Below are 14,445 nucleotides of genomic sequence, written 5' to 3' on the forward strand. Positions count from 1 at the left end.
ATTATTTTTTTGCATATTCCTTCATCGTATAGGGAATGATTAACGATGAAGGAGTGTGGAATATAAAAATGTTAAAACGATATTGTATTCGCATTATGATGACTTGTTTACTTGCATTCGCATTATGCGTAACATGGAAGGCTTTCACAGGAGTTTCTTTATTAGAGATTATAAAATCATATGAAGGAACAAGTGCAAAAGAAGTACATGCAGCAGAAATTGAGAAAAAAGTTGCTCCGAGTAAAGAAGTGATAAATGCTTTAGAGCAGGCAAATGACTGGTCTAAATATCGTGTTATAGAAATGACTGCAACTGGTTATACATCAGGTATAGAGTCAACTGGAAAGAGACCGGGGCATCCAGAGTATGGCATTACATATTCAGGTGTTAAAGCAAAAAGGGATTTATATTCCACAATCGCTGCTGACTTGCGCGTATTCCCGCTTGGGACAATTCTATTCGTGCCAGGTTACGGATATGGTGTTGTAGCTGATAAGGGCGGTGCTATAAAAGGAAATCGTCTCGATTTATATTATGATACGGTGAAAGATGTTTATAGCCAATGGGGTAAGAAAAAAGTAAATGTGTATATGGTGAAAATAGGAAATGGTAAGTTTTCGGAAGAAGAGTTAACGATGTTAAATCAAGACGAAACGATGCAAGTGTTTCGCGGACAATATTTAAAATAGAATATATAATCGATAGGGCTTCCTCCTGTATTTTTGAGAAATATTAATATAGAGGAGAGCCCTTTATTATCGGTATTTAATAGCTGATTTTCAATGTTAAGTTTATATGTTATAATCTTTCCTGTACTAGAAGGAAATAACAATTGAATAGGGAGGGACGGAAGAGAGTGAAAGAAATAGAAGCTCTCTTATTATTATGAGAGAAGGAACTTTATCTCAACAGAATATAGTTGTATTGTTTTTTAAACAGTTACGCCCGAAGCAATGGACTAAAAACTTGCTTGTATTTGCAGCGCTAGTCTTTTCTATAAAACAAGTATCTTTAACTATGGTGGCACAAGCTACAATTTGTTTTGCGCTATTTTGTGCGATATCTGGTTGTGTGTATATTTTAAATGATTTTATGGATATTGAGGCGGATCGACAACACCCTGTTAAACGATACCGACCGATGGCATCAGGTGCATTAAATCCGTATTTTGCTATTACGGCAGGTTGTGTGATTTTAGTAGCATCTTTAGTAGTTTCATATGTATTAAACCCATTATTGTGTTTAGTGTTAGCTGTATATTTCACTTTAAATGTAGCGTATTCAATTCGTCTAAAGCATGTTGTAATAATTGATATTTTAATTATTGCATCTGGATTTGTTTTACGAGCATTAGCCGGGGGATTAGTCATTCAAGTGCCATTTACACCATGGTTTTTATTATGCACATTATTACTGTCACTATTCTTGGCTATTAACAAAAGAAGACATGAATTAGTGTTGTTACAGGCTAATAAAGGTTCTCATAGAAAAGTATTAGAAAGTTACTCTCCTGCTTTATTAGATCAATTAAGTACAATTGTTACATCAGCAACAATCGTTACTTATGCTATTTTTACTTTTAATGCAGGGAAAAGTATCTATTTAATGTGGACAATCCCATTTGTAATTTACGGGATCTTTCGTTATTTATATTTGGTTCACATGGAAGATAAAGGTGGAGAACCTGATAAAGTTTTATTAGAGGATCAGCATATTTTAATAACGGTGTTGTTATACGCGATAACAGTTATTATTATACTATTGAACTTTTAATTACTCTATTCGGGTTTGTTAAAACGTTTAAGAAGAGTGTCTTAAACGTTTTTTATTTGGAATAAAAACAGTTAAGGAGTATAGAGATGCAACAATTTTTAATGATTATCTTATCAGTTGGTATGGGAGTTGTAGGACAAATTTTATTAAAGTTTGGTGCAATGAAATCGCAAAGTTCAGCGGCTTTAGGTATTATGAATTTTGTTAATTTACCAAACTTTTTTGGATTAGCTTTTTACGGTTTAAGTGCATTATTATGGATGATTGTACTGAGAAAGGTTGATCTAAGTTATGCATATCCAATGGTGAGCTTCGGATATGTATTTGTTATTATTGCGTCAGCACTATTGTTTGGTGAAACTATCAATTTCATGAAAATTGCTGGAATGGTATGTATAGTGGTTGGAATTCTATTTATCGCAAAATCATAGGAGGTAAAGCAATGGGAACATATTTATATTGTGTACTTCCATTTATAGCTTGGGTGGCTTCGGGAGTATTGAAATTTTTAGTGAATTATCTTCGTTCTGGAAAAGATGCTTTTCGTTTAGTTGGAAACGGTGGATTTCCTAGTACACATACAACGATTTTATCAAGTATGGTCATGACAATAGGGTTTCACGAAGGTTTTAATACACCGATGTTTGGGATAGGGATGGCAATTTTAACGATTGTTATCATTGATGCCACAGGACTTCGACGTACGGTTGGTAAACATGCAAAAATGTTGAATAAACATATTAGTTCGGAAGAAGAGAAATTAAGAGAGCGCCAAGGACATCATTGGCATGAGATTTTTGGTGGATTGATGTTAGGAACAGTTATTGGGTATGTAGCACATTTAATTATGGTATTTTTACCTTAGAGAGGAGAAGAAGTATTGAATATTTGGAATGGTTATAAAGGAAAGGGAATATTAGCCCTTGTCCTTTTCGTTTTTTACTGGGCATTTTATTTTTTTATTGGCTGGAAAATGGATACTCACTCTAAGCTTTTTATTGAAGCGTGGGTGGTTGATACCTATTTTTCTTTTGATCAAGGATATTATATTATCTCCTTTTTCCTTGAAAAAGTAGATGTAGCAGCGGTGACCTGGTTCCGACATCCATTCCTTTATTATTTTATTCAAGGGTTTATGTGGATATTGGAGACAGTGAAAGTAGGGAATATTATACATGGTATTATATTCATTCAAACGTTCTTAAGCGCGCTCAGTGTAGTGATGATTTATACATTATGCTGTAAAATTTGTAAGAATACGCTTGTGTCTTTTTTACTAGCGGTCATGTATGGATTTTCAGCTACTATGTTAGTTATTACGTGGACACCAGAATCTTTTAGCTATGCAAATTTCACATTAGTACTTATGTGCTTTGTATGCTATCCATTTATTACAGGGAAAAAAGAAGCGAAAATAGGATTTAGTATTGCGAATGTATTGTTGGCAATAGGAATAACAGGGGTTACATTAACCAATTCGTTTATCTGGTTTTTAGGTAGTGTGATGAGTTATAAGAAACTGCAGAAAAAAATTATTTGGACTGGTATTTCGATTGTTATTGTCGTGGTCCTGTTTGTATTAGTAATGAACGCAAATAATGTAGTTCTTATCGAAGCAGTAAAGGCTAGTATGGGCTTTGCTGCGCAAGAACAGAATTTTTCACCAGAATACGTTAAGCCATCAGGTATATTAATATTTCATCTATTATTAGGATCTTCATTCATCTTTGGACCATTCTCGGAGGTTACTTTAAGACAAGGTGAGCAATTTGCGCAATTAAATATGCTCCCATCGCATACTATAATGGGTTGGATTGCGATTGTAACTGTGTATGCTTCTCTAATGGTAGTTGTCTGGAGAAATTTTAGAAAAGAACCTTTCGTAAGGTTTTTAAGTTTATGTTTATTATTTAATATCGTTTTACACGGAATTATTGGTTTTGGGTCATCTGAAGCATTTATATATGGTGCACATATGCTGTTTACAATACCGTTATTATTGGCATATGGTTTTAAAGTGATGAGACGTGTAAAAGTAGTTGCTTTATGTTTAATATTAATATTAATAATTATAAATAATTTTGAAAGTATGCTATATTTTTATCATTTTGCAGTCTCGAACTATTCTTTATAATAAAACGTATTTTTAATAAAAGGGTACTTTAGATAGGGTTTCTAAAGTACCCTTTTTACTATTTTTAAAAAATAGTATTCAGAGAATTAAATACAAAACAGAAGTCCGAATTATCGCATTTTATCGAAAATAAAGTTATAATGGACATAGAGAAATTTAGGGGGTCTGAACATGTTTCAAGTACAAAAAGAATTAGCAAGTCATGAAGCGGTAATTGTTGCCTTATTTGAAGAAGATAAAACGAGTAGCTTTGTACAAGAACTGGACAAAGCGTTTGAAGGACAATTACAAGTTTTATTAGAAGAAAAAGAACTTTCAACTAAGAAGAAAGCCATTTCAAAAGTACATAGCTTAGGAAAAACAAATGTTAAACGTTATTATTTTGTTGGTTTAGGTAAGAAAGAGTCATATACAACAGAAACGTTACGTGCGGCTCTTAGTAAAGCTTTTAAATCGTTACAATCAGCAAAAGTAAAAGACGCAGCAATCTTACTTGATTCTTTCGTAACAGAGAAATTAGATGCGATTGATGTAGCTCATATTGCAACGGAAGTATATTGCCTTGGTACATACGGATTACAAACATATAAAACGGATGAAAAAGAAAGAGTAGAGTTAGAAAAACTGATTGCTATTACAGCAGAAGATGCACAAGAAATTGAAGCAGCATTAACGGTAGGATACGTACATGGACGTGCAACGAATTCAGCTCGTACACTTGTAAATATGCCGCCAAATGTATTAACAGCGACAAAGCTTGCTGAGTATGCAGTTGAATTAGCGGAAAAATACGATATGGATTATAAGGTTCTTGAGAAAGAAGAGATGGAAGAGCTTGGTATGGGTGCATTACTTGCAGTAAACCAAGGATCTACTGAACCGCCAAAAATGATCGCTCTTATTTATAAAGGAAAAGAAGAGTGGAAAGATGTAATTGGATTTGTTGGAAAAGGGATTACATATGATACTGGCGGCTATTCTTTAAAACCACGTGAAGGCATGGTTGGTATGAAAGGTGATATGGGCGGCGCTGCAGCTGTTCTTGGCGCGATGGAGATCATCGGTGAACTTCGCCCAGAGCAAAATGTAATTGCTGTTATTCCATCAACTGACAATGTTGTAAGTGGTACAGCATTTAAGCCAGATGATGTTATTACATCTATGAGCGGAAAAACAATTGAAGTATTAAATACAGATGCAGAAGGTCGCCTAGCGTTAGCTGACGGTATTACGTATGCGAAGAAACTTGGTGCAAATTACTTAGTTGATGTTGCAACATTAACAGGCGGTGTAATTGTTGCACTTGGAAATCATACAACAGGTGCAATGACAAATAATGAAGAATTGTTTGAACAAGTGTTAGAGGCTTCTATGGAAACGGATGAGCCAATTTGGCAATTGCCGATTTTTGAACGTGATAAAGAACGTGTCAAAAACAGTAAATTTGCTGACTTAAATAACTCACCAGGCCGTGAAGGACATGCGGTTATGGCTGGGACATTCCTTGGTGAATTTGCAGAAGAAACACCATGGGTACACTTAGACATCGCTGGAACATCTGAAACAACAGGAACACATGATTTAGGACCAGCTGGAGCAACAGGTGCAATGGTGCGTACACTTGCAACACTTGTTGAGCGTTTCGGAGAAGAATAAAGAATGCAAAAAAACTGTCTGGAAAGGTCATTACATAATGAACCTTTCCGGAACAGCTTTTTTTATTTTATAGGTATTCTATAAAGAAATCGTATATAACGTCCCATTTAAAGCGAATGAAGTACGACCAGTTTCTTCAGAGACAACTAATATAAGTGAATCACTTTTCTCTGATAAGCCAATTGCAGCCCTGTGACGTGTTCCTAGCTCAGGATTGATTTCTGTGCTTTTTGTTAATGGAAGAATATTAGCTGCTGAGAGAATATGATTATTTTTAATGAGAACGGCTCCGTCATGAAGAGGGTTCCCTGGATAAAAGATCGATTCAAGTAGTGGCGCGGTTAAGTGTGCGTTTAATGTCGTTCCAGTTTGAATGAAAGAATCAAGAGCTTCACTTCGTTCCACGATAATAAGAGCACCGTGTTTTCGAGCGCTTAAATGTTGGACAGCTGTAGTGATGAAATGTGAACTTTCCGTATAAGGTGATAAATATGCTTGAATATAATATGTAGCTGCTAACGTCTGTACATTTGTTAACATATGATGAATATCTTCCATTTTACATAAAATACATTCATCTTCTTTATCGATTGCATGCTTCATGTTTGATCATTCTTTTTCAGCAATTTCAATCATCTGCTTTGTTTTTATTTTGAGCTCTTCTGACAAGCCCCATTCTTGCATAATCCTCATTCCCTTTGGTGGAGTATTTAACCATAGTGTATACAAATATTTATAGTAAAATCCTGTTAGATTTTAAAAAATATTGAGATGCAGGTTGTTTTTTTCATATAATGAAGATACGACAGGCTAGAGGAGATGGAAGTATGAATTGGAAACAAGAATTTAGTCGCTGGCTTTCATATGCAGAATTAGATGTAGAATTAAAAGAACAGCTAGAAAACATGAAGCAAGATGAGAAGAAAATCGAGGATAGCTTTTATAAAAATCTAGAGTTCGGCACAGGTGGTATGCGTGGTGAACTTGGTGCTGGTACGAACCGTTTAAATGTATATACAGTTCGTAAAGCAACAAAAGGATTAGCTAGGTTTATTGAAAAATTAGGTAAAGACGCGAAAAAACGTGGTGTTGTTGTCGCGTATGATTCTCGTCATAAATCACCTGAATTCGCAATGGAAGTAGCTGCTACTCTTGGTGCACAAGGTATTACAACATATGTATTTGAAAGCTTACGTCCAACACCAGTGCTTTCTTTCGCAGTTCGTCATTTACATACAGTAAGTGGAATCGTTCTTACGGCAAGCCATAATCCGCCCGAATATAACGGTTATAAAGTATATGGTGAGGATGGTGGGCAGTTGCCTCCAAAAGAAGCTGATGAGTTAATTAGCTACGTAAATGCAGTAGAAAATGAATTAACAGTTGAAGTAGCTGATGTTGAGCAATTAAAAGCTGACGGTTTATTACATATAATTGGACAAGAAGTAGATGATGCATATGCGGCAGAATTGAACAATGTCATTATTAATAAAGAGATGGTGAAAGAAGTAGGAAAAGATTTAAAAATCGTCTTTACACCATTACATGGAACATCAAATATTTCGGTACGTCGTGGTTTAGAAGAAGTTGGATTTACAGATGTAACAGTTGTAAAAGAGCAAGAGTTACCAGATCCAAACTTCTCTACAGTAAAATCACCAAACCCAGAAGAGCATGCAGCGTTTGAGTATGCAATTCGCGACGGTGAAAAAGTAGGCGCTGATGTGTTAATCGCAACAGATCCTGATGCAGATCGTCTAGGTGTAGCAGTTCGCAATCATGATGGTGAGTTCCAAGTATTAACTGGTAACCAAACAGGTGCGTTGATGCTTGATTACTTATTATCACAAAAGAAGGAAAACGGAACGCTTCCAGAAAACGGTGTTGTTTTAAAAACAATCGTAACGTCTGAAATTGGCCGTACAATCGCAAAAGCATACGGTTTAGATACAGTTGATACGTTAACTGGATTTAAATTTATCGGTGAAAAAATTAGACAGTATGAAGAAAGCGGACAATATGAATTCCAATTCGGTTATGAGGAAAGCTATGGGTATTTAATCCGTCCATTCTGCCGTGATAAAGATGCGGTTCAATCTGTCCTATTTGCATGTGAAGTAGCTGCGTACTACAAATCACAAGGTAAAACGTTATACGATGGTTTGTTAGAAGTATTTAAGAAGTATGGGTTCTTCCGTGAGGAACTTGTATCGTTAACGTTAAAAGGAAAAGATGGTGCCGAACAGATTCAAAAGATGATGGCAACATTCCGCGGGAATCCTCCGAAAGAAGTAGCTGGTTTAACAGTCGTTGCAGTTGAGGATTATAAGGAAAGCATCATTACAACGTTACAAGATGGAAATAAGGAAGAGATTCACTTACCGAAATCAAATGTGTTAAAATATCAATTAGCAGATGGTTCTTGGTTCTGCTTACGTCCATCTGGAACAGAGCCGAAAATTAAATTCTACTTTGGTGTACAAGATGATTCCTTACAAAATAGTGAACAAAAGTTATTTACTATTAAAGAAGATATTATGAATCGTTTATAATAGAATAGAGTGCTACTGATAGGAAAAGGGGAGAACGGAGAACGGCCTCCTCTTTTCTTGTAGTTTTGTTTGATGTAGAGGATTATTACGAGCGAGTGTTATAAATTTGCACTTTACTAAGAGAATTAGAATGAAAAGCGAGGGTATTTGTCATGAAAAAAGTGAGAAAAGCAATTATTCCGGCAGCGGGATTAGGAACACGCTTTTTACCAGCAACGAAAGCAATGCCAAAAGAAATGCTTCCAATTGTAGATAAACCAACAATTCAATACATCGTAGAAGAAGCAGTAAAATCAGGCATCGAAGATATTATTATCGTTACTGGTAAAGGAAAGCGCTCTATCGAAGATCATTTTGATAACGCATTTGAATTAGAGCAAAACTTATTAGAGAAGAAAAAGTATGAGTTACTTGAAAAAGTACAAGCTTCTTCTAAAATGGTAGATATCCATTACATTCGTCAAAAAGAACCAAAAGGATTAGGACATGCTGTTTGGTGTGCGCGTAAATTCATTGGTGATGAGCCGTTTGCAGTATTATTAGGCGATGATATCGTTCAAGCTGAAAAACCATGTTTACGTCAATTAATGGACGAGTATGACAAAACACTTTCTTCTGTTATTGGTGTACAAACTGTTCCTGAAGCAGAAACACATCGCTATGGAATTATTGATCCGTTAGAGCAAGAGGGACGTCGTTATCAAGTTCGTAATTTCGTTGAAAAACCAACGCAAGGTACTGCGCCTTCAAACTTAGCGATTATGGGACGTTACATTTTAACTCCTGAAATCTTTATGTTCTTGGAACAGCAACAAGTTGGAGCGGGTGGCGAAATTCAGTTAACGGATGCAATTCAAAGCTTAAATGAAATTCAACGTGTATTTGCTTACGACTTCGAAGGAAAACGCTACGACGTAGGTGAAAAGTTAGGATTCGTTCAAACGACAATCGAAATGGCATTGCAACACCCAGAATTACGTGATGATATGCTAGTAATGATGAAGAAAATTTTAGAAGAGCAAATGAAGCAAGAGTCTTAATATAATAAACAAGGAGCTGTTCCTATAGGAACAGCTCCTTGTTTATTATGAAATCGTCGAATGAGAATGCTGATAAGCCGAACGACGTACAGCATAGTATATACGAGGTGCGATAATAGCGCCGATGATTGTAAACGCAATATCTTTTACTGCAAACCACATCATAATCATCCAGGCAGCTTTATAACTCATATTACCACCCATGAAAATATTGACCGCCCCGTACATATAAGTAGTACCGATAATATAAGTTAAAATGATTCCGACGAAAGAAGCGATTGCAAAGGTGCTGAATGTTGGTCGTTCTTTTTGTTCTACTAGTTTTCCTGATACGTAAGCAACGATAATAAATGCGATAATAAAACCACCAGTAGGATCTAAAAGTGCTCCGAATCCAGCTTTGAAGTTAGCGAATATTGGCGCACCTGCTACTCCAACAAGCATGTAAACAGTCATTGATAATGCCCCGAGTCTACTTCCAAGAAGAAGACCTGCTAAAATTGCGAAAAATGGTTGCATAGATAATGGAACGCCCGCTACCTGTAAGAATGGTGCCCACGATACAATATTTGCACCAATAGCCATAAGAGCGACGAACATGGCAGCTAATGCTAAATCTAAAACATGAAGCTTCTTCATAATGTTAACCTCCAGTTGTATTTAGGTTAACATTATCGTAGCGAAAGTATTTACTTGTTGTCAATCAAAATATTTTGATAAGAAGGCTTTAAATAGTCTCTAAGCAATGTGTATGGAATACGAAATTGCGGAATTCCGCTTGAATAAGGAGCAATTTCATATAAAGGGAAATAAATTACAAGATTATCCGGTTCTAAAAAGTAGTGAAACTTTTTAGTGCTCGTTACCTTTTCGGCTGCATCAGGAAAATAAATGCTTTCATTGTGTTTAATTTGTCTTATAATCTCTGTGCGAATTATTTCTTTATATTTATCCTCTTGCTGAAATAAATCGTCTAAGTGTAATAATTTTTTTTCGTTTAAATCAAATGTATTTGCCTTCCACGTATAAAGTCCGTGCGCTCCGCCTGTATATTGATAGTAATTCACATATAGACTTAGGAAAGGTGGTTTGTTTAAAGCTACTTTATAGTCAACATTTGCAACGTATGGATGAAAAGGTGTGCTAGATCCTTCTGTTTCTTTATAATATTTCTTCGCTTCTTTTTCTAATTTACTTTTAAATGTAGCAGTAGAGTTTTTGTAATAGGAATTTAGCTTATTTTGAAATTTCAAATCAGAAAAGTTGTGAAAGGAAGGCCTATTAATTTGATATTCTATATAAGGTTTCTTACCTTTTTGCGTTACAGTCTTAACATTGATTGTCAGGTTGGATGCTTTGGCTGCTATTGCACAATTTGGTACAATAGTCAGGAAGGAGAACATAAGCAATAGTATACAAAATTTCTGTTTCATTTAGGTGAAACCTCCTTATATAAGTGTTATAGGTAGTTTGAAATTAAACAGGTAAAATTATACATTTGATTTAAAGTGAGAGAGGTTGAAAACGATATGGCAAAAACTTTAATGGATTCGCTTGGAATTGAACTATTAGAAATGACAGAGGATAAAGTAGTTGCTACAATGCCTGTTGATGAACGTACGCATCAGCCGTTTGGATTTTTACATGGCGGTGCATCTGTTGCATTAGCAGAAACTGTGGCAAGTGTTGGTTCATACAATTTAATTGATCAAGAGAAATGTATTTGTTTCGGATTAGAAATTAATGCAAATCATATTCGCTCAAAGCAAGATGGAATTGTAACAGCAATTGGAACACCGATACATAGAGGACAATCGACAATGGTTTGGGATATTCGCATCATTGATGAAAATGATGATTTACTATGCGTATCAAGATGTACAGTAGCAATTAAAGAAAAACGTGAAAAATAGAAAAGAGGCGGCTCTTATGAGCTGCCTCTTTTTTATCCCGCATTAACGGGCAGTAAAACTCCCACCTCAAAATTCGGTTGGAGCAAAGAAGTTAGGTGGGAGATTAACTGCCCGTAAACGCCCGATTGGTTCAACTAATAATCAGTGGGGGATGAACAAAACCCCCACTGATTAAAGTTTCACTTTATAATTAGAACTGGATTTTTTTCTCTAAGAAACCTTTTAGTTCGCTAATTGGCATACGAACTTGTTCCATAGTGTCACGGTCACGTACTGTAACAGCTTTGTCTTCAACAGAGTCGAAGTCGTATGTGATACAGAATGGTGTGCCGATTTCGTCTTGACGACGGTAACGTTTACCGATAGAACCAGTTTCATCAAAGTCTACCATGAAGTCTTTAGCTAGTTCTGCGAATACTTCAGTAGCACCTTCAGATAGCTTTTTAGATAATGGTAAGATAGCTGCTTTATATGGTGCTAAAGCAGGGTGGAAACGAAGAACTGTACGAGAATCGTTTTCTAATTGCTCTTCTTCATATGCATCACATAAGAATGCTAATGTTACACGGTCTGCACCTAGAGATGGCTCGATGCAGTATGGCACGTAACGCTCATTCGTTTGTGGATCGATATAGTTAAAGTCTTCGTTAGAGTGTTCCATGTGACGTTTTAAATCGAAGTCTGTACGAGATGCAACGCCCCATAGTTCGCCCCAACCGAATGGGAATCGGAATTCAATATCAGTTGTTGCGTTACTGTAGTGAGATAATTCGTCTTCACCGTGGTCACGAAGACGCATGCTTTCTTCAGTCATACCAAGTGAAAGTAACCAGTTTTTACAAGTTTCACGCCAGAATGCAAACCACTCTAAATCTTCACCAGGCTTACAGAAGAATTCAAGTTCCATTTGTTCGAATTCACGTGTACGGAATGTGAAGTTACCAGGTGTGATTTCGTTACGGAAACTTTTACCGATTTGGCCGATACCAAATGGAAGTTTCTTACGCATAGAGCGTTGTACGTTTTTAAAGTTTACGAAAATACCTTGTGCTGTTTCAGGACGAAGGAAGATTTCGTTTGTGCTAGACTCTGTAACACCTTGGAATGTTTTGAACATTAAGTTGAACTGACGGATTTCAGTGAACTCTTCACTACCGCAATCAGGACATTTTACTTCATGTTCTTTCATTAAGTCAGCCATTTGGTCGAAAGTAAGACCGTCAACGACCATTTCGATGCCTTTTGCGTCTAATGCATCTTCAATTAATTTGTCAGCACGGTGACGAGCTTTACATTTTTTACAGTCGATCATTGGATCATTAAAGTTACCAACGTGACCAGAAGCGATCCAAGTTTTTGGGTTCATTAAAATAGCAGCATCTAAACCAACGTTGTGTGGAGATTCTTGAATGAATTTTTTCCACCAAGCTTTTTTAACGTTATTTTTTAATTCGATTCCAAGTGGACCGTAATCCCATGTGTTTGCAAGACCACCGTAAATTTCAGAACCAGGGAAAACGAAACCGCGATGTTTTGCTAAGTTTACAACTTGTTCCATTGAATACATAATAAAATCCTCCTTTTGAAAGTTAACGTATTTGCGATGACGTGATGGGTACTTTGGAAGCGGGAAATATATGCTTTAAAAAACATAAAAAAACGCTCATCCCAAGGCTTAATCGCCTAGGGACGAGCGTTTGCCCGCGGTTCCACCCTAGTTGATACACAAAATGTGCATCCACTTTATCACGTATTGCTCGAGACTGCCGTTTCCTCGCAGCTTCAGGCTTTCACTATCCCTGAATCGCTTTTTATGCAAGTACTTATAAGTCCGTCATCGCTACTTATATTAATAATAATGAACATATTCTAACACGTTCTTTTTTAAATCTCAATAGAGGAACGTGCCTATCTAGGATAGAGTCTCGCCTATTTTTTCGTTATTTATTCCGTAATTTTGCTTAATATGCTTAATTGCTTCGCGTTTACTTAATGGAGCGAGCTCGTTAGTTTGAACGTATTCCCAAACTACATCTGGCTTTGTTTTTGCATATTCGCGAAGGACCCAGCCGATTGCTTTTTGAATGAAAAATTCTTTTGAAGAATGTAGTTGTCCGATAATCCAGAAAAGGAGTTCTTCATCCATTTTTTGTTTATATTTCAGCTGGAATAAAATAGCGGCACGTTGTAACCATATGTTTTCTGATGCAATCCATTTTGGAATATAGGCAGAAATTAATTCTGGATGTTTTAAAAAGATGGCACCTAAAAAGGTAGGAACGATGCTATCAACAGAGTCCCACCAAGATTTTGTGACAATAAGTTCTTCTAGAAATGGGATATGAGTTTCGTTTATATGTTTTTTATATTTTTGCATGATATCGAGTGCGGCAGCTTGAAATTCACGTTCTGGTAAGTCCCAAAGCTCACGTATGATAATTTGGAAGTCCTTTTTATCTGGGAGAGTATGTATTTGAATGACGTCTTTCAATAATTGTCTTCTCTCAGGAGTTTGAATACCGAGAAACGGGAAGTGATTTTTCATATAACGTGCCATCGGTTCTGCTTTTTCGGGATTTTGATGAGCTATGAAATGCTCTTGTAATGCTTTTACAAATGGATGCATAAGTACGTTCTCCTCTCTTATTATCTTTCTTATATTTATTATACAGAGAGTTTGGTTAAATTTTAAAACATAACTTGCACTGTAATGAAATATGTTGAGAAGAGAGAGGAGAGGATAAGATGGAAGATCAAGGCGTACTAGCAGGTTTCTTTGCTCTTAGTTTTGCGTTTATTCTTGTTATAATAATTTGGGCAATTATTTCGTATTTGTTAACAGCTTTTGCACTTTATACGATGGCGAAAAATGATGGTGCAACTGATGGTGTTCTTGCGTTTATTCCTTTTTTGAATAGTAAGACGTGGGGGGACTTAGCGAAGGATAAATTACCGGATTTCTTGAAAGAAGAAGCAGGATGGAAAGTATTCGGCATATATGTCGCATGTTTCATCTTTAATTTCGTACCGATTATAAGTTTACTAGCAACAGCTGTATCGATTGTACTGTCTATTTATCTCATTTACGCTATTTTAGATAGATACGGAACGAACGCTATATTATTTACGATTATTCATGTAATCACATTTTCGGTTTTCTTGCCGATTCATTTATTTATCATTCGGAATGAGCCGGAGAGGTATAACGAGTAGATATAGGGGGAGCTGTTTCGAAGATGTTTTGGAACAGCTTCTTGCAACTATTGTCGCACCTTGTCGGTAAATCGATATTTTGTGTAGAATCGTTGATATATTGTAAGTTTTGATAGATATATTTGAAAATTCATTAATATAATTTCATTTACCAAAAAAAGGGC

At 36.0% G+C, this 14,445-nt stretch carries 14 protein-coding genes and 1 pseudogene; 10 read left to right on the forward strand and 5 right to left on the reverse strand.

Annotated elements, in window-relative coordinates:
• Window positions 1-68: 68 nt before the first annotated feature.
• The 6 genes from V7038_RS01870 to pepA all read left to right on the forward strand — a co-directional run bounded on the left by V7038_RS01870 (window position 69) and on the right by pepA (window position 5,563).
• Window positions 69-689, forward strand: coding sequence for a 3D domain-containing protein (locus V7038_RS01870; protein ID WP_335468900.1), 621 nt, complete (start codon window positions 69-71; stop codon window positions 687-689).
• A gap of 196 nt (window positions 690-885) precedes the next feature.
• Window positions 886-1,773, forward strand: coding sequence for a decaprenyl-phosphate phosphoribosyltransferase (locus tag V7038_RS01875; protein ID WP_002198979.1), 888 nt, complete (start codon window positions 886-888; stop codon window positions 1,771-1,773).
• Between the two features lie 86 nt (window positions 1,774-1,859).
• Window positions 1,860-2,204 (forward strand): EamA family transporter, encoded by a 345-nt coding sequence (locus tag V7038_RS01880; RefSeq protein WP_002112598.1) that lies wholly within the window; start codon window positions 1,860-1,862, stop codon window positions 2,202-2,204.
• A gap of 11 nt (window positions 2,205-2,215) precedes the next feature.
• Window positions 2,216-2,638 (forward strand): divergent PAP2 family protein, encoded by a 423-nt coding sequence (locus V7038_RS01885; RefSeq protein WP_033714045.1) that lies wholly within the window; start codon window positions 2,216-2,218, stop codon window positions 2,636-2,638.
• A gap of 15 nt (window positions 2,639-2,653) precedes the next feature.
• Entirely contained in the window at window positions 2,654-3,907 is a 1,254-nt protein-coding gene (locus V7038_RS01890; RefSeq protein ID WP_335468902.1) for a DUF6080 domain-containing protein, read from the forward strand.
• 171 nt (window positions 3,908-4,078) lie between these two features.
• Complete coding sequence (pepA, locus tag V7038_RS01895; protein ID WP_002112593.1) at window positions 4,079-5,563, forward strand: cytosol aminopeptidase; 1,485 nt, start codon at window positions 4,079-4,081, stop codon at window positions 5,561-5,563.
• Window positions 5,564-5,641: 78 nt separating this feature from the next.
• Here pepA and cdaS read toward each other — a convergent pair.
• Window positions 5,642-6,247: pseudogene (cdaS, locus tag V7038_RS01900) on the reverse strand (sporulation-specific diadenylate cyclase CdaS).
• A gap of 143 nt (window positions 6,248-6,390) precedes the next feature.
• Between cdaS and V7038_RS01905 the strand changes: the two are divergent.
• On the forward strand, window positions 6,391-8,115 hold the full coding sequence (locus V7038_RS01905) for a phospho-sugar mutase (protein ID WP_335468903.1): 1,725 nt from the start codon (window positions 6,391-6,393) through the stop codon (window positions 8,113-8,115).
• Window positions 8,116-8,267: 152 nt separating this feature from the next.
• Window positions 8,268-9,155 carry a UTP--glucose-1-phosphate uridylyltransferase GalU gene (gene galU / locus V7038_RS01910; RefSeq protein WP_002067929.1) on the forward strand — a complete coding sequence of 296 codons (888 nt, stop codon included), beginning with the start codon at window positions 8,268-8,270 and terminating at the stop codon, window positions 9,153-9,155.
• Window positions 9,156-9,200: 45 nt separating this feature from the next.
• On the opposite strand, the gene V7038_RS01915 is transcribed toward galU, so the two are convergent.
• A complete protein-coding gene (locus tag V7038_RS01915; protein WP_002112590.1) occupies window positions 9,201-9,794 on the reverse strand; it encodes a biotin transporter BioY in 594 nt (197 codons plus the stop codon).
• 50 nt (window positions 9,795-9,844) lie between these two features.
• On the reverse strand, window positions 9,845-10,588 hold the full coding sequence (locus V7038_RS01920; RefSeq protein WP_335468906.1) for a DUF3298 and DUF4163 domain-containing protein: 744 nt from the start codon (window positions 10,586-10,588) through the stop codon (window positions 9,845-9,847).
• Window positions 10,589-10,684: 96 nt separating this feature from the next.
• Between V7038_RS01920 and V7038_RS01925 the strand changes: the two genes are divergently transcribed.
• Entirely contained in the window at window positions 10,685-11,068 is a 384-nt protein-coding gene (locus tag V7038_RS01925; protein ID WP_002112586.1) for a hotdog fold thioesterase, read from the forward strand.
• 190 nt (window positions 11,069-11,258) lie between these two features.
• Here the strand turns inward: V7038_RS01925 and V7038_RS01930 are convergent, their stop codons facing one another.
• A complete protein-coding gene (locus tag V7038_RS01930) occupies window positions 11,259-12,635 on the reverse strand; it encodes a glycine--tRNA ligase (RefSeq protein WP_002112585.1) in 1,377 nt (458 codons plus the stop codon).
• 345 nt (window positions 12,636-12,980) lie between these two features.
• Window positions 12,981-13,694: a DNA alkylation repair protein gene (locus V7038_RS01935; RefSeq protein WP_335468909.1), complete on the reverse strand. Its 714-nt coding sequence runs from the start codon at window positions 13,692-13,694 to the stop codon at window positions 12,981-12,983.
• A 119-nt stretch (window positions 13,695-13,813) separates the two neighbouring features.
• On the opposite strand from V7038_RS01935, the gene V7038_RS01940 reads away from it, so the two are divergent.
• Entirely contained in the window at window positions 13,814-14,281 is a 468-nt protein-coding gene (locus V7038_RS01940; RefSeq protein WP_002112583.1) for a hypothetical protein, read from the forward strand.
• The last annotated feature ends 164 nt before the right edge of the window (window positions 14,282-14,445 follow it).

Origin of the sequence: Bacillus sp. JJ783 (assembly GCF_036963225.1) — a bacterium.
GTDB classification, from domain to species: domain Bacteria; phylum Bacillota; class Bacilli; order Bacillales; family Bacillaceae_G; genus Bacillus_A; species Bacillus_A cereus_U.